This is a genomic window from Streptomyces sp. NPDC001941, from assembly GCF_040296945.1.
Lineage (GTDB): Bacteria > Actinomycetota > Actinomycetes > Streptomycetales > Streptomycetaceae > Streptomyces.
In genome coordinates, this window is sequence record NZ_JBEOYE010000061.1 from 1 (window position 1) to 20,785 (window position 20,785).

Annotated in this window: 18 protein-coding genes; 9 read left to right on the forward strand and 9 right to left on the reverse strand. The window is 75.1% G+C overall.

Annotation, left to right across the window (positions count from 1 at the left end):
* Positions 1 to 54: 54 nt before the first annotated feature.
* On the forward strand, positions 55 to 2,583 hold the full coding sequence (locus ABT160_RS31750; RefSeq protein ID WP_351651386.1) for a DUF6493 family protein: 2,529 nt from the start codon (positions 55 to 57) through the stop codon (positions 2,581 to 2,583).
* Between the two features lie 76 nt (positions 2,584 to 2,659).
* The gene (locus tag ABT160_RS31755) at positions 2,660 to 4,117 is read left to right on the forward strand and encodes a GNAT family N-acetyltransferase (RefSeq protein WP_351651387.1); all 1,458 of its coding nucleotides are present in this window, start codon (positions 2,660 to 2,662) and stop codon (positions 4,115 to 4,117) included.
* 44 nt (positions 4,118 to 4,161) lie between these two features.
* On the opposite strand, the gene ABT160_RS31760 is transcribed toward ABT160_RS31755, so the two are convergent.
* The gene (locus ABT160_RS31760) at positions 4,162 to 5,469 is read right to left on the reverse strand and encodes a trans-sulfuration enzyme family protein (RefSeq protein WP_351651388.1); all 1,308 of its coding nucleotides are present in this window, start codon (positions 5,467 to 5,469) and stop codon (positions 4,162 to 4,164) included.
* Positions 5,470 to 5,529: 60 nt separating this feature from the next.
* Between ABT160_RS31760 and ABT160_RS31765 the strand changes: the two genes are divergently transcribed.
* The 3 genes from ABT160_RS31765 to ABT160_RS31775 all read left to right on the forward strand — a co-directional run bounded on the left by ABT160_RS31765 (position 5,530) and on the right by ABT160_RS31775 (position 8,768).
* Positions 5,530 to 6,027, forward strand: coding sequence for an Lrp/AsnC family transcriptional regulator (locus ABT160_RS31765; protein ID WP_351651389.1), 498 nt, complete (start codon positions 5,530 to 5,532; stop codon positions 6,025 to 6,027).
* 48 nt (positions 6,028 to 6,075) lie between these two features.
* The gene (locus tag ABT160_RS31770) at positions 6,076 to 7,764 is read left to right on the forward strand and encodes a DUF885 domain-containing protein (protein WP_351651390.1); all 1,689 of its coding nucleotides are present in this window, start codon (positions 6,076 to 6,078) and stop codon (positions 7,762 to 7,764) included.
* 221 nt (positions 7,765 to 7,985) lie between these two features.
* Complete coding sequence (locus tag ABT160_RS31775) at positions 7,986 to 8,768, forward strand: ATP-grasp domain-containing protein (RefSeq protein WP_351651391.1); 783 nt, start codon at positions 7,986 to 7,988, stop codon at positions 8,766 to 8,768.
* A 48-nt stretch (positions 8,769 to 8,816) separates the two neighbouring features.
* On the opposite strand, the gene ABT160_RS31780 is transcribed toward ABT160_RS31775, so the two are convergent.
* Positions 8,817 to 9,314 (reverse strand): rhodanese-like domain-containing protein, encoded by a 498-nt coding sequence (locus ABT160_RS31780; protein WP_351651392.1) that lies wholly within the window; start codon positions 9,312 to 9,314, stop codon positions 8,817 to 8,819.
* 94 nt (positions 9,315 to 9,408) lie between these two features.
* On the opposite strand from ABT160_RS31780, the gene ABT160_RS31785 reads away from it, so the two are divergent.
* Entirely contained in the window at positions 9,409 to 9,855 is a 447-nt protein-coding gene (locus tag ABT160_RS31785; protein ID WP_351651393.1) for an Lrp/AsnC family transcriptional regulator, read from the forward strand.
* 47 nt (positions 9,856 to 9,902) lie between these two features.
* Here ABT160_RS31785 and ABT160_RS31790 read toward each other — a convergent pair whose 3' ends face one another.
* The 3 genes from ABT160_RS31790 to ABT160_RS31800 form a co-directional block, all read right to left on the reverse strand.
* The gene (locus tag ABT160_RS31790) at positions 9,903 to 12,923 is read right to left on the reverse strand and encodes an AAA family ATPase (protein WP_351651394.1); all 3,021 of its coding nucleotides are present in this window, start codon (positions 12,921 to 12,923) and stop codon (positions 9,903 to 9,905) included.
* A complete protein-coding gene (locus ABT160_RS31795) occupies positions 12,920 to 14,092 on the reverse strand; it encodes an exonuclease SbcCD subunit D (protein ID WP_351651395.1) in 1,173 nt (390 codons plus the stop codon). Before ABT160_RS31795 ends, ABT160_RS31790 begins: the two co-directional genes overlap by 4 nt.
* A gap of 387 nt (positions 14,093 to 14,479) precedes the next feature.
* Positions 14,480 to 15,100 carry a YigZ family protein gene (locus ABT160_RS31800; protein ID WP_351651396.1) on the reverse strand — a complete coding sequence of 207 codons (621 nt, stop codon included), beginning with the start codon at positions 15,098 to 15,100 and terminating at the stop codon, positions 14,480 to 14,482.
* 68 nt (positions 15,101 to 15,168) lie between these two features.
* On the opposite strand from ABT160_RS31800, the gene ABT160_RS31805 reads away from it, so the two are divergent.
* Positions 15,169 to 15,576 (forward strand): CoA-binding protein, encoded by a 408-nt coding sequence (locus ABT160_RS31805; RefSeq protein WP_351651397.1) that lies wholly within the window; start codon positions 15,169 to 15,171, stop codon positions 15,574 to 15,576.
* Between the two features lie 21 nt (positions 15,577 to 15,597).
* On the opposite strand, the gene ABT160_RS31810 is transcribed toward ABT160_RS31805, so the two are convergent.
* On the reverse strand, positions 15,598 to 16,404 hold the full coding sequence (locus ABT160_RS31810) for an alpha/beta fold hydrolase (RefSeq protein WP_351651398.1): 807 nt from the start codon (positions 16,402 to 16,404) through the stop codon (positions 15,598 to 15,600).
* A 141-nt stretch (positions 16,405 to 16,545) separates the two neighbouring features.
* On the opposite strand from ABT160_RS31810, the gene ABT160_RS31815 reads away from it, so the two are divergent.
* Positions 16,546 to 17,469 carry a helix-turn-helix domain-containing protein gene (locus ABT160_RS31815; RefSeq protein WP_351651399.1) on the forward strand — a complete coding sequence of 308 codons (924 nt, stop codon included), beginning with the start codon at positions 16,546 to 16,548 and terminating at the stop codon, positions 17,467 to 17,469.
* Between the two features lie 40 nt (positions 17,470 to 17,509).
* Here ABT160_RS31815 and ABT160_RS31820 read toward each other — a convergent pair whose 3' ends face one another.
* Positions 17,510 to 18,073, reverse strand: coding sequence for a YbaK/EbsC family protein (locus tag ABT160_RS31820; RefSeq protein WP_351651400.1), 564 nt, complete (start codon positions 18,071 to 18,073; stop codon positions 17,510 to 17,512).
* A gap of 42 nt (positions 18,074 to 18,115) precedes the next feature.
* Positions 18,116 to 18,955, reverse strand: coding sequence for an acyltransferase (locus ABT160_RS31825; protein WP_351651401.1), 840 nt, complete (start codon positions 18,953 to 18,955; stop codon positions 18,116 to 18,118).
* Positions 18,956 to 19,155: 200 nt separating this feature from the next.
* On the opposite strand from ABT160_RS31825, the gene ABT160_RS31830 reads away from it, so the two are divergent.
* Complete coding sequence (locus tag ABT160_RS31830; protein WP_351651402.1) at positions 19,156 to 19,686, forward strand: gamma carbonic anhydrase family protein; 531 nt, start codon at positions 19,156 to 19,158, stop codon at positions 19,684 to 19,686.
* Between the two features lie 209 nt (positions 19,687 to 19,895).
* On the opposite strand, the gene ABT160_RS31835 is transcribed toward ABT160_RS31830, so the two are convergent.
* Positions 19,896 to 20,555 carry a DedA family protein gene (locus ABT160_RS31835; protein ID WP_351651403.1) on the reverse strand — a complete coding sequence of 220 codons (660 nt, stop codon included), beginning with the start codon at positions 20,553 to 20,555 and terminating at the stop codon, positions 19,896 to 19,898.
* Positions 20,556 to 20,785: the final 230 nt, after the last annotated feature.

Below are 20,785 nucleotides of genomic sequence, written 5' to 3' on the forward strand. Positions count from 1 at the left end.
TGGTCGACCTCGGGGTGCGCACGATGACGATCAACTGCAAGCGGATCGACCAGCGTGGGCCGGGCCGTGCTCCTCGCGGGCGCCGCCTGCCACACCGGCGCGGCCGCGGCCGCCGCCTGGCTCGGCGCCCGGGACCTGCGCCAGGGCGACCGGCTGCCCAGGGGACTGCTCCTGCCGCTGCTCGCCGACCGCGACCCGGCCTGGCTGGGCGACGTCGCGCACCGGCTCGCCGCCCGCGCCTCCACCGCCGAGGACGACTACCCGGTGGTCCGCGAGCTGGTGCGGATGGCCCGCGCCGAGGTGCCGCTGACCGACGGGTACGTACGCGGCTGGGCGGGCGCGGAGCGTCGCGGCGGGCTGCTGCGCGAGCTGCGCACCGACCCGCAGACACCGCTGCTCGTACCGCGCCTGTTCGAGACCGCGGAGCTGGCCAGGCCGCTGGCCTGGACGGCGTCCTCGGAGTCGGCCGACAGCTGGCCCAGGGCCCTGGTGGCCCTGGCGGCGGAGGGCGTGGTCGCCCGCTCCCTGCTGGTGGACGCGGCAGTGGCCCGGCTGCTGCGCGGCGGGCGCCCGGCCGACCTGAAGTTCTTCCTGGTCCTCGTCGAGCGCCTGGAGCTGACCGCCGAGGAGGAGCGGGCGCACACGGCGGACTGGGTGGGCATGGCCGCGGACGCGCCGTCCACGGTGGCCGCCCGCGCCCAGCAGGCGCTGGCGCGGCTCGCGGAGGCCGGCGAGCTGCCCGCGCGGACCCTCGCCGAGGCGTCGGCGGCGCTGTTGTTCCGTACCGAGAAGAAGCTGGTGCGCGCCCAGTTGACGCTGCTGGGCAAGGTGCTGCGGCGCGAGCCGGGGTCGGCGGCGGAGCTGCTGCCGGCCGTGGCGGAGGCGTTCGGGCACGAGGACACCACCGTGCAGGAGCGGGCACTGAAGCTGGTCGCCCGGCACGCGCGGGACGTGGACGCGGACGTGCTGGCCGAACTGGCCGGCGCGGCGGCGCTGCTGAGCCCGGCGCACCAGCCGGCCGCCGCGGACGTGTTCGGCGCGGACGTCGTCGGGGGCGGCGACGCGCCCTACGAGGAGGTGCTGCCGCCGCTGCCGGTGCCGCGCCCGCTGGGTCCGCCGCTGACCGATCTGGCCGAGCTGGTCGAGGAGGTGGCGCTGCACCTGCGCTCGGACAGCGCCTTCTGGCGGGACTCCGCGCACGGCAGCGTGGCCGACGTGGAGCGCATCCTGGACGGGCTGGTCCGCCAGGCGCACCGCGACCGCGCGGCGCTGGCCCGCGAGCTGGACGAGATCGCCTCGCACACCTGGTGGTACCGCCGCGCCCACGGGCCCGGTGACGAACTGGGGCCGGTGGCCTCGGTGGTGGCGGCGCTCACCCGCGCCGAGCCCGGGGAGGCCGTCGCCCGGGAGTACCGGGCCAAGCGGCAGGACGGGCCGCGCTGCGTGCACGAGGCGCTCGCGCGGATACCCGCGGCGCGGGCGCGCGAGGCGGCCGCGCGGGTGGTGACGGACGCGCCGCCGTTCCTGCTGGCCACGCCGACCTGGCACACCGGCGCACTGGACGCGCGGGAACTGGTGGACCGGCTGCGGGGGTACGCGGAGCGGGGCGTGGAGCCCGGTCCGGTGGACTTCGCCCAGGCGCTGCTGCGGGTGCGGCGCGGGCAGCCGGAGGCGGCGGCCGAGGCGGCCCGGATCGGGACGCGTGAGGGCGGCCGGCTGGCCGCCTGGCTGGCCGGGGACGATCCGGCGCCGCCCGCGCTGCGCCGGATCAGCGCGCCCGACGACCCGGCCCGCACCACCTGGTCCTGGCGGCGGCCCGGCACCGCCCGGGTGGTCCTGGAGACCCGTGAGCGCCTCGCCTTCCAGCGGGACATGCCGCGCTCGTTCCACTGGCTGGGGCGCCCGCACTCGCCGACGTCGGCGGACTGCCACCACTGGTTCCAGAACGACGCGCACTGGCTCGCGGTCCTGCCGTACGACCGCGAGTACCTGGCGGCCTGGCTGCTGAGCCGGGTCACCGCGACGGCGGACGCGGAGTGGGACGGCGGCACGACCTGCCTGCTGCCGCTCGCCGAGGGCGAGGCCGGGGTAGGGGACGGTCCGGCCGGGCCCGCCCTGCACCTGGCGCTGGCCACCGGGTTCGGCGCGCGGCGCGCGGACGACCGGCTGGTCGCCGTGGACGCGCTGCTCGTGCTGGCCGTGCGCGGGCAGCTGGACGTGCGGGTGCTGGGCGCCGAACTGGCGGAGCTGGTGCGGCTGGGGACGGTGAAGCCGAACCGGCTGGCGGACGCGCTGCGCACGGCGGCGGCCACGGGGGCGTACGCGACGGTGGGCGGGGTACTGGGCTCCACGCTCCCGGTTCTGCTCGCAGGGGACTCGCCCGTGCGGGGCCTGGGCGAGATACTCGCGGTGGCGGCGGACTGCGCCGAGCGCAGCGGCAGCCCGGGCCCGCTGCCGGGCCTTGCGGAAGCCGCCGCTCGGCGGGGCGGCTCGCAGCTGGTCGTACAAGCGCGCAGGCTGCTGAACGCGACCGGTCAGTACGCCGATCACCGGACGGCACAAACGGAAGAAATCAACTCCTAACGGTTCAGACTGTCGCTTAACCCATCAGTCACAAAGCGTTTGTGATCACGCAACACCGCTCCGTCACAGTGATGCCATGGCAGACCTGACGGAGAAGACCGACACCCACGCCGCGAAGCGCGCCCGCCGCCACCACTGGCGGCGGGACGCCGTGGAGCTGGCCGCCCTGTTCATCGCCGTGGCGGTGGCCGACGCGATCGCGAACATGATCGGGCACGGCCCCGACGGGCCGTTCCTGCTGGTCGCCTCGGCGACCGCCCTGATGGCCACGGTCGCCTTCCACCTGTGGTGGTCACGGCGCCACGGCCTGGAACCGCCGACCGCGCCACGCACCGATACCGGCGCCGCCCGACGGGCGGCGTCCGGCAGCACCTCGTCCACCCCCGCACCCGCCGCATCCGAGGACGGCGGACGGGGCGCCACCGCCCTGTGGCGGATGCGCACCACCGTGCGCGACCAGCCCGGCAGCCTGGCCGCCCTGTGCACCGCACTGGCCCGCCACCGCGTCGACATCCTCACCCTGCAGACGCACCCGCTGGCCGACGGCACCGTCGACGAGTTCCTGCTGCGCGCCCCCGCCGCCCTGGAGAGCACCGAGCTGAGCCGGGCCGTCGGCGAGGCCGGCGGCACCGGCACCTGGATGGAGCGCGCCGACGCCCACGACCTGGTCGACACCCCCACCCGGGTCCTCGGCCTGGCCACCCGCACCGCCCTGGACGCCGCGGAACTCCCGCTCGCCCTGCGCCAGTTGCTGGGCCGCTGCACCATCCACTCGCTGCCCGCCGTCTCCCTCAGCGGACGCCCGACCGGCGCCACCGCCCCCGTCGAGGGCGTCCTGGAGGGGACCGTGATGCGGCTGCGCGACCCGCGCGGCGGCGCGATCACGGTGGAGCGCCCGCACCTGCCGTTCACGCCCACCGAGTTCGCCCGAGCCCGCGCCCTGGTGGAGCTGGACGCCCGGCTGGGCCCGCGCGTGCCGAACGGCCAGCACGTCCTCACCCTCCCCGAGGGCAACGAGATCACCCTGCGCCGCGCCGACCAGAGCGACCTCGTCGCCGCCCGCGCCATGCACGACCGCTGCTCCGAGCGCACCCTGGGCCTGCGCTACCACGGCCCGGTCGGCGACGCCGACCGCTACCTCTCCCACCTGCTCAGCCCGCGCTTCGGCCGCACCCTCGCCGTGCAGACCGCATCCGGCCGCCTCGTCGGCCTGGGCCACCTGCTCTGGGACGGCGACGAGACAGAGGTCGCGCTGCTCATCGAGGACGACTGGCAGCGCCGCGGCATCGGCGCCGAACTGCTGCGCCGGCTGGTCGAGATGGCCGTGGAGGCGCGCTGCGAGAGCGTGTACGCGGTGACGCAGTCCTCCAACACCGGGATGGTCGCCGCGATGCGCGGGCTGAACCTGCCGCTCGACTACCAGATCGAGGAGGGCACCCTGGTCATCACCGCGCGCCTGGGCTCGACTCCCGTACGGACCAAGGCCCCCGCGGAGCCGTCCGAGCGCGCCGACCGCCCGCGCCGGACGCGCTGACCCCGGCCGGCCGTCACGGCGCCCGCCGACCGGGGCCCGCCGCCCTAACCGACCGCGACCTCGGCGCCGACCCGCGCACCGGCGGCGCCCCGGCCCGCCGCGCCGGGCGGCCGGGCGCCGTCCAGCGCCCGCGTCAGGTCCCGCCACAGGTCCTCGACGTCCTCCAGGCCGACCGACATGCGCAGCAGCCGCTCGCCGAAGCCGCCCTCGCGGCGCTCCGCCTCGCCCACGATGCGGTGGCTGATCGAAGCGGGGTGCTGGATCAGCGAGTCGACGCTGCCGAGGCTGACCGCCGGGGTGACCAGCCGCACCCCGGCGATCACCGCGCGCGGGTCCCCGTCCACCTCGAAGGCGACCATCGCACCGCCGACGGACGGGTAGTGCACCCGGGCCACGCGCGGGTGCGCGGCCAGGCGCCGGGCCAGTTCGGCGGCGGTCGCCGACGCCGCGCGCACCCGTACGGGCAGCGTCGACAGGCCGCGCAGCAGCAGGTAGCCGGCCAGCGGGTGCAGTACGCCGCCGGTGGCGAACCGGACCAGGCGCAGTGTCCGGGCGAAGTCCTCGTCGCACGCCACCACCCCGCCGAGCACGTCGCCGTGCCCGCCCAGGTACTTGGTGGCGCTGTGCAGCACGATCCGCGCGCCCTGCTCGAGGGGCCGCTGGAGCACCGGCGTGGCGAAGGTGTTGTCGACAAGCAGCGGGACCTCGCCGCAGGCGAGCGCCAGGGCCCGCACGTCGGTCTCGGCGAGCGTCGGGTTGGCCGGGGTCTCCACCATGACCAGGCCGGTGTCGGGCCGCAGCGCGCCCGCGACGCCCGCCGGGTCGGTCCAGGTCACCTCGGTGCCGAGCAGTCCGGCGGTGAGCAGGTGGTCGCTGCACCCGTACAGCGGGCGCACGGCCACCACGTGCCGCAGGCCGAGGCTCGCGCGGGCCAGCAGCACCGCGGACAGCGCGGCCATCCCGCTGGCGAACGCGACGGCCGCGCCCGCCCCTTCGAGCCGGGCCAGGGCGTCCTCGAAGCGGGCGGTCGTCGGGTTGTCCAGCCGCCCGTACACCGGGGGGCCGTCCGGGCGGGCCCCGGTCGCGGCGAACGCGTCGAGCCGGGCGGCCTCACCGGCCGCGTCCGCGCTGGGGTAGGTGGTGGACAGGTCCAGCGGCGGGGCGTGCACGCCGAGGGCGACCAGGTCCTCGCGGCCCGCGTGCACGGCGGCGGTGGCCAGCGCCCACGGGTCGCCGCCGCGGGCCCCGTCGCCGTACCCTTCGCGCCCGTACCCCTGGTCCGCGTACTCCCCGTCCCCGTACCCCTGGCCCGCGTACTCCTGGCCCGCATGCGTCACGTTGTCGGCTTCCATGGCCCGCAGCCTGAACAACTACCGGACGGTAGCGGCAGATCCCCGTGCTACGTTCGCCCGATGGCCGATTCTGTCGCACTGGACCCGGTGGATCTGCACATTCTGCGCCTGTTGCAGAACGACGCCCGGACCACCTACCGGGAGCTCGCCGCGGCCGTCGGGGTCGCGCCTTCCACCTGCCTGGACCGGGTCGCCCGGCTGCGCCGCTCCGGGGTGGTCCTGGGGCACCAGCTCCGACTGGATCCGGCCAAACTCGGACGTGGCCTGGAAGCGCTGCTCTCGGTGCAGGTGAGGCCCCACCGGCGCGAGCTCGTCGGGCCATTCGTCGAACGCATTCGCGCACTGCCGGAGTCCCGCGCGCTCTTCCACCTCGCGGGCCCCGACGACTACCTGGTGCACGTCGCCGTCGCCGACACCGCTGACCTGCAACGACTGGTGCTCGACGAGTTCACCTCACGCCGCGAGGTGGCCCGCGTGGAGACCAACCTGATTTTCCAGCAGTGGGACTGCGGTCCGCTTCTGCCACCCGCCCAGGGCGCTCGTTTGTCAGCCGAGTGAGATCGAATGAGGATGGCGCCGTCGCACCGCCCAGACGAGGATGACCCCATGCCAGACACCCTCACCCCGCTTCCCCGCCAGGTCGCCGACGCCTACGTCGACGCCCTCATCTCCCTCGACCCGATCACCGGCAGCTACCTCGGCGTCAAGGAAAGCGCCGGGCGGCTCCCCGACTTCACGCCCGCCGGCCAGGAGGCCGTGGCCGAACTCGCGCGCCGCACCCTGGCCGCGCTCGACGAGGCGGAGCGCCGGCCCGGCGCGGACAGCGACGCGGAGCGCCGGTGCGGACGGCTGCTGCGGGAGCGCCTGAACGCCGAACTCGCGGTGCACGAGGCGCAGGAGGGCCTGTGCGCGGTGAGCAACATGCGCTCGCCCGCGCACGCGGCGCGGATCGTGTTCACCGTGATGGCGACCGACACGGCGGAGGACTGGACGGCCGTCGCACAGCGCCTGCGGGCCGTCCCGCAGGCACTGGAGGGCTACCGCGCTTCGCTCGAACTCGGCCTGGAGCGGGGCCTGTTCGGCGGACCCCGACCCACCGCCACCTTCATCGAGCAGCTGACCGAGTGGACCGGCGCGGACGGCACCCGCACCAACTGGTTCGAGGACTTCGTCGCCCCCGGGCCCGAGTCCCTGCGCACCGAGCTGGACAAGGCGGCCCGGATCGCCTGCGAGGCCTACGCCTCGCTGCGCGACTGGATGCGCGAGGTGTACGCGCCCGCCGTCGCCGGCGCCCCCGACACCGTCGGCCGCGAGCGCTACCGCCGGTGGTCGCGCTACTTCAACGGCACCGACCTGGACCTGGACGAGGCGTACGCGTACGGCTGGTCCGAGTACCACCGCCTCATCGGCGAGATGCGCGCCGAGGCCGACCGCGTGCTGCCGGGCTCCGACCCCTGGCGGGCGCTGGCCCACCTCGACGAGCACGGGACCCGCATCCACGGCGTCGAAGAGGTCAGGGTCTGGCTGCAGGAGCTGATGGACGGGGCGATCGAGGCGCTGGACGGCACCCACTTCGAACTCGCCGAGCGGGTCAAGGTGGTGGAGTCCCGCATCGCCCCGCCCGGCGGCGCCGCCGCCCCGTACTACACCGGCCCCAGCGAGGACTTCTCGCGCCCCGGCCGCACCTGGCTGCCGGTCGGCGAGGAGACCAGCTTCCCGGTGTACGACCTGGTGTCCACCTGGTACCACGAGGGCGTCCCCGGCCACCACCTCCAGCTCGCCCAGTGGGCGCACGTCGCCGACCGGCTCTCCCGCTACCAGGCGACGATCGGCGGCGTCAGCGCCAACCTGGAGGGCTGGGCGCTGTACGCCGAGCGCCTGATGGACGAACTGGGCTTCCTGCCCGACGCCGAGCGCCGGCTGGGCTACCTGGACAGCCAGATGATGCGTGCCTGTCGCGTCATCATCGACATCGGCATGCACCTGGGGCTGACCATCCCCGACGACTCGCCGTTCCACCCGGGCGAGGTCTGGACGCCCGCGCTGGCCCAGGAGTTCTTCCAGCGGCACAGCAGCCGCCCGGCGGACTTCATCGAGAGCGAGCTGACCCGCTACCTGTCGATGCCGGGCCAGGCCATCGGCTACAAACTGGGCGAACGGGCCTGGCTGCTGGGCCGCGAGAAGGCGGCCGCGGCCCACGGGGACGCCTTCGACGCCAAGGCGTGGCACATGGCGGCACTCTCCCAGGGCCCGCTCGGCCTCGACGACCTGGTGGAGGAACTGGCGCGGCTGTGAGGGCAGTTGTCCGCCGCGGTCGCCATCGGCACACCGGCGACCGCGCGTGCCGCTCCACGACCACGGCCGACCGCCGCCGTTCGACCGGACGCGCTCGCCGTCGGCACCCGGCGACGGCGCGGCGACGACCGCGGGCGACCGCCTCACGACGGCCGCCCGCGCGAAGGGCCCGCGCGAAAAGCAGGTGCCGGGCACGTCCGCGTACGGCAGTCTCTGCTGCCATGCGCACGCTCTACCTCTCCCCCAGGACCACCGCCACCGGCAACGCCCTGGCCGCCGCGGCCCGGCGCCGCGGCATGAGCGCCCTGACCCTGCGCGACTGGCGGGTGCCCGAGGGCCGCGTCGGCGACCCGGGCGCCTCGCTGTACGCGGGGCCGCTCTTCGCCGACGCCGTCGGCGCGGACCTGGGGCTCGCGCTGCTGGAGGCGCCGGAGGACTGGCTGGCCACGCTCCCGTACGAACTGACGCTGCGCGAGGTGGAGTTCAGCACGCTGGGGCGGGCCAGGCAGCTGCGCCGTCCGGCGTTCGTCAAGCCGCCCAACGACAAGAGCTTCCCGGCCCGGATCTACCCGGACGGCAGCGGACTGCCCGGCCCCGACGCGGCCGACGACGCCACCCCGGTGCTGGTCAGCGAGGTCGTGGCGTTCTCGGTCGAGTACCGGCTCTTCCTGCTCGACGGCGAGGTCGCCACCGGCAGCCGCTACGCGGTGCGCGGCGAGCTCGACGTGGCCCCGCTGGACGCCGACCCGCGCCGCGCGGACGTGCTCGACTTCGCCGCGCGCGTGGCCGCCCGGCCCGGGCTGCCCGGCGCGATCGTGGTGGACGTGGGCCTCGTCGACGGCCGGTGGGCGGTCGTGGAGGCCAACGCGGCCTGGGCGAGCGGGCACTACGCCTGTGACGACGACGCCGCGCTCGACGTCGTCCTGCGCGCGGCCCTCCCCCGCGACCGGGTCACGGGGGCCGACGCCCGTTTCGTACGGCGGACGCCGACGGTCGTACGGTGACGGGACCTCGGGCGACGGACGATCAACGTCCGCGCTCCGGGGCCTCGTTCAGCAGCCGCAGTCGTCGGAGTCGACGGGGGCGGTCAGCGGGTCGGCGTCGGAGCGGGCCGGGCCCTCCCAGGTCTCGTACGCGAAGCCCTCGCGGACCCAGTACTCGAAGCCGCCGAGCATCTCCTTGACCTGGAAGCCGAGTTCGGCGAGGGCGAGCGCGGCGCGGGTCGCGCCGTTGCAGCCCGGGCCCCAGCAGTAGGTGACCACCGGAACCGACTTGTCCAGGAGCTTCTCCGCCTGCTCGGCGATCTGCGCGGTCGGCAGGTGCACGGCGCCGGGCACGTGGCCCTGGTCCCAGGAGGCGGTGGAGCGGGAGTCGATCACCACGAAGCCCGGGTCGCCCTCGGCGGCCAGCGCGCCCGCGACGTCGGAGACGTCGGCGTGGAAGGCGAGGCTCGCGGAGAAGTAGGCGGCGGCCGCGGCCGGGGAGGCCGGGGGCACCCGCAGGACGGGGTTCACGGGGAGCTGGGCGGTGGTGGTCTGCGTCGTCGTCATGGCTGAAAATCTATGATCATCAAGCAGGGAACTGAAGGGACGATCCCCGGCCCTCCTCTTGATCTGCCGGGGAATCCCCTGCTATTCCTGCCCCATGAACGCATATTCCCCGGACGCCACCGACTGGCGCATCCTCGAAGCCCTGCAGGCCCAGGGCCGGGCCAGCTTCGCCGAGCTGGCGCGCGCCGTCTCGATGTCGCCCAGCGCCGTCACCGAGCGGGTACGCAGGCTGGAGGAGGCCGGGGTGATCGCCGGGTACACGGCGGTGGTCGAGCCCGAGCGCCTCGGCCTGCCCATCCTGGCGTTCATCCGACTGCGCTACCCCAACGGCAACTACAAGCCGTTCCACGACCTGCTCGACGCCACCCCCGAGGTGCTGGAGGCCCACCACGTCACCGGCGACGACTGCTTCGTCCTCAAGGTCGCCGCGCGCTCGATGGGTCACCTGGAGGAGGTCTCGGGCCGGATCGGCGCCCTCGGCTCGGTGACCACCAGCGTCGTCTACTCCTCGCCGCTGCCGCGCCGCGCGATCGGCCACTGACACCCCGGGCCGGCGTCCCCGGCCGCCCGGGGCGGGCCGCGGGCCGGTCAGCCGCCGCCCGTGCGCAGCCGCACCGCCGAGCCCCCGCGCTCCTTCACGACCTCCAGCTGTGCCGGGACGCGGCGGCGCAGGTCGGCGACGTGGCTGACGATCCCCACGCAGCGGTCCCGCTCGCGCAGCGAGTCCAGCACGTCCAGCACCTCGTCCAGCGTCTGGTCGTCCAGGCTGCCGAAGCCCTCGTCGATGAAGAGCGTGTCCAGGCGCACGCCGCCTGCCTCGTCGGTCACCACGTCCGCGAGGCCGAGCGCCAGCGCCAGGGAGGCGAAGAACGTCTCGCCGCCCGACAGCGTCGCCGTGTCCCGCTCGCTGCCCGTCCAGGCGTCCACCACGTGCAGCCCCAGGCCCGCGCGGCGCCCGCCGGAGCGCGCGTCGGAGTGCACCAGCGTGTAGCGGCCCGCCGACATCCGCCGCAGCCGCACCGTCGCGGCGGCGGCCACCTGCTCCAGGCGCGCCGCCAGGACGTACGACTCCAGGCGCATCTTGCGCTCGTTGTCCACCGAGGTGCCCGCCGCAAGCCCGGCCAGCCGCGCCACCCGGTCGTACTCCTCGCGCAACGGCCCGAGCCTGCGCACCTCGGCCTCCGACTGCCGTGAGAGCCGGGCCAGTTCACTTCCACGGTCGCGTACGGAGGACAGCGCGGACGCCGCCTCGCGCACCGCCCGCTCCGCGCCCTCGTAGGACGCCAGCGCCTCCTGCGGGCGGGCCGGGGCGCGCTCGGCGGCCTCCCGGGTGCGCGGCTCGGCGAGCCGGTCGGAGACGGCCGCGGCCTCCGCCTGCCAGGCGTCGACGCGGTGCTGCAGGTCCCGGTGCGCGGCGTCGTCGAGCAGCGCACCGGCCGCGGCGGCAGGGGTGTCGAACCCGGCGCGGAACGCCGCGTCGGCCAGCCGGTCGTCGGCCTCCTTCAGGCGCTGCGCGGCCAGTTCGGCCCCGCGCACCACCTCCGCGGCCTCCTCCAGGATCGCGACGCGCCGCTCAAGGCGGTGCGCGTGCTCGGCGACGCTGCCGGTGCCGCCGTCCCGCACCCGGCCCAACTCCTCTTCCAGGGCGGCCCGTTCGTGCTCCAGGGCCTCGCGGCGCGAGAGCCGGGCGGCGACCCGCTGCTCGGCACCGCGCCGGGCCTCCAGACGCTCCGCGTGCTCGCGCTCGGCCCGGGCCAGCGCCTCGCGCGCCGGGTGGGCACCCGCCGCGAGGGCATGGGCCCCGGCGTGGGCGCGCCGCAACTCCTCGACGGCGTCGGCCAGTTCCCGTTCGGACGCGTCGGCTCCGCCGCCGGACGCCGCCTCCGCGCGGGCCGCCGCGAGCGCCTCGCCGACCACGGCCAGCCGGCGCTCCGCCTCCGCGCGGTCCGCGTCCGCGCCCGTGAGCGCCGCGTAGGCGGCGTCCTCGGCGGCCGGGTCCACCCGCGCGCCCTCGGCCCGCGCCGGGTCCGGATGGCCGACCGCGCCGCACACCGCGCACGGCTCGCCGTCCACCAGTCCGGCCGCGAGCTCCGCCGCCATGCCGCGCAGCCTGCGCTCCTTCAGGTCGAGCCAGTGCTCACGGGCGTCGCCAGCCCGTTCCCGGGCCGCCGCGAGCCGCTCCCCCGCCGCGCGCTCCTCGCCTTCGAGCTCGTCGCGGCGACGGGCGGCGGCCAGCCTGCGGCGCGCCGGATCGAGGCGCCCCGCCAGCTGCTCGGCCAGCGTCGCGGACGACCTGGCCTCCTCCACCCGCTCCTCCAGGCGCGCCCGGGCCGCGTCCCAGCCGTCCAGCCACCCGGCCGCCTCCTGGATCACCTCGTCGTCGGCGCGGGCCTGCCGGTCCAGCCGGGACCGCTCCTCGTCGATCTCGGCGGCCCGCGCCTCGGCCCGGCGCGCCGCGTCCAGGCGGCCCAGGTCCTCGCGGAACGACCGTTCCAGGGCGGCCAGTTGCTCCACGCCCGCGTCGGCGAGGTCCGGCCGCAGACCGCTCCGGACGCGGCGGCGCTCGGTGTCGGCCTCCCGGTGCGCGCGCTCGGCGTCGTCCCGCAGGGCCAGCGCCGGGGCGACCCGCTCGGCCTTGCGGCCCAGCGCCATCCGGGCCTGCCACCGCTCGAACTCCGGCCTGCGCGCCTCCAGTTCGCCCTCGCGACGGCGCGCGTCCAGGTGGCGCCGCTGCAGCTCGGCGAGCTCCCGCTCCTCGTCGAGCAGCAGCCGGGCCGCCGACTGGCGGCCCTCGGCCGCCGACAGGGCCAGCGCCGCCGTGTCGCGGCGCTCGCGCAGGCCCGCCCGGGCCACCGCCGCCCACACAAGGACCGCCTCGGCGAGCCCGGGATCACCGGGCCGCTGCTCCGGCTGCGGCCACGGATCGGCCGCACCGCCCGCCGCCTGCGCCATCCGCTGGGCGAGGCCGAGGAGCTTCTCGTCCCCGGCGCGCACCTCCTTCTCGGCGGCGCGGCGCAACTCCACCAGGCGGTCCTCCACCGCCGCGAACCGCCGCGTGTCGAAGAGCCGCCCGAGCAGCCGGCCGCGCGCCTCCGCGTCGGCCCGCAGGAACCGCGCGAAGTCGCCCTGCGGCAACAGCACCACCTGGCAGAACTGCTCGCGGCTCATGCCGAGCAGCTGCCCGATCTCCTCGCCGATCTCCTGGTGGGAGCGGCTCACCGCGCGCCACTGGGCGCCCTCGGCGTCGTACTCGCGCAGCCAGCTCTGCGCCTTCTCGGTGGTGAACCCCTCGCCCTTCTTCTTCGGGCGCGGCTGCGCGGGCCGCCGGGTCACCTCCATCCGCCGCCCGGACACGGTCAGTTCGAGCGTGACCTCGGTGTACGTCCCGGGGGCGGCGTGGTCGCTGCGCAGCGAGGTCCCCGGGCCCTGCCGGACCCCGGGCACCGCCCCGTACAACGCGAAGCACACCGCGTCGAGCACGGACGTCTTGCCCGCGCCGGTCGGCCCGTGCAGCAGGAACAGCCCGGCGGCGGACAGCTCGTCGAAGTCGATCTCCTGGGCGGACGCGAACGGCCCGAAGGCGCTCACGGTCAGGCGGTGCAGTCTCACGGCGTGGCCACCTCGCGCTCGGCGGAGTCGACCCGCACGTCGTCGAACGCGCCGCGCAGCACGGTCCGTTCGCGCTCGTCGGGCCCTGAGCCGCCGCGCACGTGCGCCACGAAGTCCTCCGCGATCTGCTGGTCGGTGCGGCCGCGCAGCCGCTCGGCGTAGGACGCCTCCGGGTCGTCCTCGGACCGCTCGGGGTCGAAGACCAGGTGCAGGACGTGCGGGAAGCGCGCCGCGAGCCGCGCCATCGGCTCGGCGGGGCGCACCGGGTCGGTGAGCGTGGCCTCCACCCAGGACCCCTCGTGCGGGGCGAGGCGCTCGTCCTCCAGGAGGTCCTCCAGACGGCCGCGCAGCCGGGCCAGCGGCCGGGGCACCGGGCAGTCGACGCGCTCGTCGGCCTCGATCCGCCCGTCGGCACCGAGGTCGACCAGCCACATGCTCTTGCGGTGGTCCACCTCGGAGAAGGAGTACGCCAGCGGGGAGCCCGAGTAGCGCACTCGCTCGCTGACCCGCTGGCTGCCGTGCAGATGGCCGAGGGCGACGTAGTCGACCCCGTCGAAGACCCCGGCCGGTACGGCGCAGACGCCGCCGACGGTGATGTCGCGCTCGCTGTCGCTGGGCTCGCCACCCGCGACGAAGGCGTGCGCGAGGACGACGGAGCGGGTGCCGGAGGGGCGCTGGGCCAGGTCCGCGCGCACCCGGTCCATGGCGGCCGAGAGCACCGCCTCGTGGCTCGCCCGGTCCACGCCGAACTCACCACGGGCCAGGGCGGGTTCGAGGTAGGGCAGCCCGTAGAGGGCGACGTCGCCGTGCGCGTCGGCCAGCACCACGGGCACCCCGGCACCGGCCGGGTCCGTCCGCAGGTGGATCCCGGCCCGCTCGATCAGCCCCGCGCCCACGCCCAGGCGGCGCGCCGAGTCGTGGTTGCCGGAGATCATCACGGTGGGCACCGCCGCCTCGGCGAGCCGGTGCAGGGCCCGGTCGAACAGCTCGACCGCCGCCAGCGGCGGCACCGCCCGGTCGTAGACGTCACCGGCGACGAGCACCACGTCGACCTCGCGCTCGCGCACGGTGGCCACGAGGTGGTCGAGGAAGGCGGCCTGCGCGTCGAGCAGGCCGACCCGGTGGAACGACCGTCCCAGATGCCAGTCCGAGGTGTGCAGCACTCTCAAGGGACGGATACCTCACTTCGATGACCTGGGCCCGTGCGACAGCACCCACCACGCTAACGCCGCCGAGCCCCATCTCCCGCACGGACCCCGCAACCGGGTCGGCGATGACGGGCGGTCGGGGTGGGGATGACAGACGACAGACGACAGACGACAGACGACGGCTGACGGCTGACGGCTGACGGCTGACAGCTGACAGCTGACAGCTGACAGCTGACAGACATCACCATCTGTTATCTGTCGCCCGCTATCCGTCACCTGACATCTGGCATCGGACATCTGGTCATCTGACATCCGTCAGGCACCATCTGTCAGCCGTCACCCGTCAGCTGTCAGTGGTCAGCCGTCATCGCCCCGGTGCGACGGTGTCCGGTGCCGGACGTCCGCGCCTCACCCGTACGCCTCGCCCCCCAGCTCAAGCTTGGCCGTCCCCGCGGTGGTGTCCGCCAGCCAGGCGCGGAACAGGTCCACGTCCGCGTCCGGCAGGCCGATCTCGATCGTGACCGCCTCGCCGTAGGTGACCTCGCGCACGTCGCGGCCCGTCGCGCGCAGATCGTTCTCCAGCTTCCCGGCGCGCTGGTGGTCGACCGTGACCGTGGCCAGGCGGAAGCGCTGGCGGGTGACGGCGCCCAGGGCGTCGAGGGCCTCGCCGACCGCGCCGCCGTAGGCGCGGATCAGCCCACCCGCGCCCAGTTTCACGCCCCCGTAGTAGCGCGTGACGACGGCGGCGACGTACCGCATCTCGCGGCGCGTGAGCATCTGGAGCATGGGGACGCCCGCCGTGCCGCCGGGTTCGCCGTCGTCGCTGGCCTTCTGGACCGACGCGTCGGCGCCGATCACGTACGCGAAGCAGTTGTGCGTCGCCGTCGGGTGTTCCTTGCGCACCCCCGCGATGAACTCCTGCGCCTCCTCCTCCGTGGCCACCGGGGCCAGCGAGCAGATGAAGCGCGAGCGGTTGACCTCGGTCTCGTGCACGCCCGCCTGGGCGATCGTCCGGTACTGCTCCTGCATGCCCTCCACCCTATGCGCCCAGGTGGGCGGGGTGGGAATGGACCGTGCGGGCCGTCCGTTGTCCGGGCATGTACGCAGACGCAGAGACGATCCGGAAGATCCTCACCACCGACGGCGACACCTGGGCGGTGGTCGGACTGTCGAACAACCAGTCGCGGGCCGCCTACGGCGTGGCGGCCGTGCTCCAGCGGTTCGGGAAGCGGATCGTGCCGGTGCACCCGAAGGCGGAGGCGGTGCACGGGGAGCAGGGGTACGCCTCGCTCGCCGACATCCCGTTCCCGGTGGACGTCGTGGACGTGTTCGTGAACTCGGAGCTGGCCGGTGCCGTCGCCGACGAGGCGGTCGCCAAGGGGGCCAAGGCGGTGTGGTTCCAGCTCGGGGTGGTCGACGAGGAGGCGTACGCGCGTACGCGCGCGGCGGGCCTGGACATGGTCATGGACCGCTGCCCGGCGATCGAGATCCCCAAGCTCGGCTGACCCGTCGGCCCCGCCCCGCGCTCACGCGCGCGTGAGGCGGCGTCCTTCCCCGGCTGCCGCGCGCAGCAGCAGTGCGGCCAGTTCCGCGGGGGCGGAGAGCATCGGATAGTGGCCGGTGTGGAGGTCGAAGAAGGTCGTCCGTTCGTCGATGAGCCACTGCACGCGCGGGTCGCCCGTGTCGGCCATGGTCTGGACGGTGTCGACGGTGGTGCCGCCGGCGGTGCAGAAGATGCCGGTGGCGGGCAGGGTGCGGGCCGCGCCGGTGAGGCCGAGCGGCTGGGTGTACGTGCGCGCGGGCTGCGGGGCGGCCATCCGCTGGAGGAGGGCGCCGGCGGTGGCCGGGAGGTCGTTGGCCGCACCCCAGGCGTCCCAGTCCCCGGGGGCGGGCGCGGGTATCCGCCAGCCGTCCTCGGCCTGGGCGATCCGGGTGAGCATGCGGGTGCGCGGCTCGCTGTCGGGCATGTCCTCGCGGATCTGGTCGAGGAGCGAGCGGCCGTCCTCGGGGAGCGGTGAGTCGAGGTAGACGACGCGGGAGACCCGTTCGGGGCGGCGGTCGGCGGCGCCGACGGTGGGGCAGATGCCGTAGCAGTGGCCGACCAGGACGGCCTCGGGGGTCCCTGCGGGGTCGAGGTGGTCGATGAGCTGGACCAGGTCCTCGATGTGGGTGTCGAGGCCGGTGCCGGGGTGGGCGAGGTGGCGGCGGTCGCCCATGCCGGTGAGCGTGGCGGGGTGGGCTTCGGCTCCGGCCGCGCGCAGGTGGGTGGCGAGTTCATGCCAGAGCCAGCCTCCGGTGAAGGTCCCGGAGACCAGGACGAAGGTCGTCGTCATGGGGTGCGCCTGCCCTTCTTCGTGTCTTCGTGGGGCCCGTGGGGCGGTTCGGCACGGGTGCCGGGTCCCGGCGGGTGTCAGTGCCGGGCCGTACCGTAGGAACTCCCTTAACGGGAGGTTCAAGCGCGGACTTGAAGTGGGGTGGGCGCTGTGGTCGGGGGCGACGGGGTGTGGAGCATCGGCGAGCTGGCCGAGCGGGCGGGTGTGAGCGTGAAGGCGGTGCGCTTCTACTCGGACCGGGGGCTGCTGCCGGAGGGGGTGCGCAGTGCCGGGGGTCATCGGCGTTACGGGCAGGGCGCGTTGGAGCGGCTGCGGTTGATCCGGTCGTTGCGGGGGCTGGGGGTGCCGGTGGCGGAGGTGGGCCGGGCGCTGGCGGGGCACGAGGCGTTGGAGGGGGTGCTGGCGGGGCGCTTGCGCGAGGTGGGGGCGGAGGTGGTGGCCCTGCGGTGGCGGGAGGCCGGGTTGCGCGCGCTGCGGGACTGCCCGGCGGATGAGCGGGTGGAGCGGCTGCGCCTGGTGGGGGCGCTGGACGGACCGCCGGACGCGTCGGTTCTGGCCCGGTTCTGGCGGCGGGTGCTGCCGTGGGGGCTGCCGGAGCGGCAGTTGGCGCGGGTGCTCGCGCACGCGGTGCCGGGGGTGCCGGAGGATCCGTCTCCCGAGCAGGTGGTGGGGTTCGCGCGGCTGCACGACCTGGTGGCGCGTCCCCGGCGGGCGTCGCCGTTGTCGTACGTGGCGTTCCAGGGGGCGGACAGTACGCGGGCGTGTCGTCCGGGGGTGTTGTACGAGGGGTTGTTCGAGGCGCACGCGCTGGCGTCGCCGGGGGTGCGGGCGGGGCGGGTGCCGGGTGGGGGTGAGGCGTTGGACTGCTACGTGGCGGCGCACGCGCGGGCGCGGGGGCGGCGGGACACCGGGGCGTTCCGGCGGGAGCTGAGTGCGCTGATGGTGCATGTGTCGGATCCGGTGCTCGACCGCTACTGGGAGGTGGTGGCGGAGCTGTCCGGGGAGGTGACGGCGGGGGTGACGGACGTGTGGCTACGGGCGGCGCTGGAGCGGGAGGCGGGGTGAGGGGGCGCCCCGCGTGCCCGTGCTCGTGCTCGTGCTCGTATCAGTTCGCCGGGGTGCCGAGGCCTTCGACGACGACGGCGCCGGGGAGCTGGGCGAAGGCCTTGCCGGGGACGATGAGCTTGCCCCGGCGGCGTCCGCTGCCGATGAGGACCCATTCGGTGTCGGCGACCGCGGCGTCGACGAGGACCGGCCAGTCGGCGGGCAGGCCGATGGGGGTGATGCCGCCGTACTCCATGCCGGTCTCGCCGGTGGCGGTGTCCATGGAGGCGAAGGAGGCTTTGCGGGCGTCGAGTTGACGGCGTACGACTCCGTTGACGTCGACGCGGGTGTGGGAGAGGACGAGGCAGGCGGCGAGGGTGGTCTCACCGCCGCGGCGGCCGGCGACGACGACGCAGTTGGCGGAGGTTTCGATCAGGTCCTTGCCGTAGTGCTCGACGAAGGCGGCGGTGTCGGCGATGTCGGGGTCGGTGTCGACGTACAGCAACTGCTGCGCGGGGACGGGACCCTGCCAGGCGCGGACGGCGTCGGCGACGGGGGGTGTGAGTGCGTCGAGGCAGTCGGGGCAGGGGCGGGCGTTGTCGAAGTCTCCGATGGGTGCGCGCATGCGGGCACCGTAACAGCGCGTGGGGGCGGCGGCGCGGGCGTCTCAGCGGGCGGGAGAGTCCGCGGTCCCGTGGGCCGCGTTCTCCGGCCGTGCCTGCTGTTCCCGCGGCTCGTGCTGGCCCCGCGGCTCGTGCTGCTCGTGCTGTTCCTCGTCCTCCCATTCGGCGAGGGCGACGAGTTGTTCGGGGGTGACGTCCTCGGGGATGGGGACGGGTGCGGGGGTGCGCAGGGGCGGCTGCCAGCCGTGGTCGGGGTGGTAGCTGCGGACGATGCGGGCGGGGGCTCCGGCGACGACGGAGTGGTCGGGGACGTCGCCGCGTACGACGGCTCCGGCGGCGACGACGACGTTCCGGCCGAGCCGGGCGCCGGGCAGGATCACGGCGTTGGTGCCGATCCAGCAGCCGGGGCCGATCTCGACGGGGGCGGAGCGGGGCCACTGGCGGCCGACGGGTTCGTCGGGGTCGTCGTAGCTGTGGTTGGTGGAAGTGACGTAGACGTAGGGGCCGAAGAAGCAGTCGTTGCCGATGGTGACGCGGGTGTCGGCGATGACGTGGCTGCCGCGGCCGAGGACGACGCCGTTGCCGAGGGTGAGGACGGTGTCGGGGCCGAGGTCGAGGCCGGGCATCATTCCGGCGGTGAGGGTGACCTGTTCGGCGATGATGCAGTGGTCGCCGATCTCGATCCACTGTTCGCCGAAGACGGTGCCCTGGGGGAAGGCGAGCCGGGTGCCGGTGCCGATGCGGCGGAAGGCGAGGCGGCCGGGGTGGTCGGCGGTGACGGAGCCGGTGTTCTGGATCCACTGCCAGCCGCCCTGGACGGCGCGGGCGAGGGCGCGGCGCCGCCAGGCGGCCAGGGACGAGAACGTGTTCCGCTTCTTGGGCACGCGGACACGGTAGTCGGCGGGGCGGGAGGCGATCAGCGGGCGGGGCTGTGATGTTCGCCCCACCCCGGCCCGTACTGCCTGCTGAACGGGTGTGCGACTAACGTGCGTACGGCGCGACACGGAACCCACGGCCGCTCTGACCGGCCGGTGGACCTTTTCCGGACCCTTGTGTGGACCCGGACCCTATGAGGAGCGGTGCGATGACGGAGCGGGCGTTGGTCAGCGGTGTGGGCGGCAAGGAGCCGAAGGTGGATCCGGAGGCGTTCGCGGCGCCGACGTCGGTGGTGCTGGGCGAGGTGACGCTGGCGGCGGGCGCGAGCGTCTGGTACCACGCGGTGCTGCGGGCGGACTGCGGTCCGATCGTGCTGGGTGCGGACAGCAACATCCAGGACAACTGCACGGTGCACGTCGACCCGGGGTTCCCGGTGACGGTGGGCGAGCGGGTGTCCGTGGGGCACAACGCGGTGCTGCACGGCTGCACGGTGGAGGACGACTGTCTGATCGGCATGGGCGCGACGGTGCTGAACGGGGCGCGGATCGGCGCGGGTTCGCTGGTGGCGGCGCAGGCGCTGGTGCCGCAGGGGATGGTGGTGCCGCCGGGGTCGCTGGTGGCGGGCGTCCCGGCGAAGGTGCGGCGTGAGCTGACGGAGGAGGAGCGCGAGGGCATCAAGCTGAACGCGGCGATGTACCTGGGGCTCGCGCGCGACCACCGGGCGGCGCACGAGGGGTGACGGGCGGCCGGGCCCCGGGTGAGCCGTCCCCGGGTGAGCCGTCCCCGGGTGAGCCGTCTCCGGGTGAGCCGTCCCCGGGACGAGCCGCGCCGGTGTGAGCCGCCGGGTGCCAGAAACACCGGCGGGGCCGGTACGGAGGGCGTACGCGTGTGCGTGCGTACGCCCTCCGTACCGGCCCCGGTCACACCGGACAGCCGAATGAGGAGGCCCTACTCGGCCGCCGCGGATGCCGCGCCGGCGGCCGTCTGGGCGCTCTCGTGGCGGGCCGCCGCCTTCTTGGCGCGGTTCTTGAGGACCAGCATGGAGACGACGCCGATGAGGACGGCGAGGAGCAGTCCGAGCCAGGAGAAGCGCTTGAGCCAGGCTTCGGCGACGACGCCGACGGAGTAGATGACGGCGGTGGTGCCGCCGGCCCAGAGGATGCCGCCGAGGACGTTGGCGATGAGGAACTTCCAGTAGGGCATGCGCAGGACGCCGGCGAGGGGGCCCGCGAAGATGCGCAGCAGGGCGACGAAGCGGCCGAAGAAGACGGCCCACATGCCCCACTTCTCGAAGGACCGTTCGGCCATGGAGATGTTGGCTTCGCTGAAGTGCTTGGGGAACTTGCCGCCGAGCCAGGCGAGCAGCGGGCGGCCGCCCTTGCGTCCGATGGCGTAGCCGATGGAGTCGCCGATGATCGCTCCGGCGGAGGCGCAGGCGCCGAGGACGTAGGGGTTGATGTCGCCGTGCTGCGAGGCGAGCAGGGCCGAGCTGACGAGGACGATCTCGCCGGGCAGCGGGATACCGAGGCTCTCCAGTCCGATGACCACCCCCACCAGGAGGTAGATGCTGACCGCGGGGACGGTCTCGAGCCACTCCTGGACGTGCAAGGCAGTTCCTCCCGTGTGTGGTGGTGCGGGCGGCGCCCGCGGGTGCGGCGTCGCCCTGGCGCCGTGGGTGCGGACGCGTGGGTGTAGACGCGTGCGGGGTCGTTCGCGTTGCGCTCCCCCGGCGGGAAGTGCGCCGGGGTGTGCGCCGACGGGTGGTGGTCCGGCGGGCGCGGGCTTCCCCGGCGTGCGCGTGCGGTGCGCGCACGCCGGGGAAGCCTACCGGTTCGGTG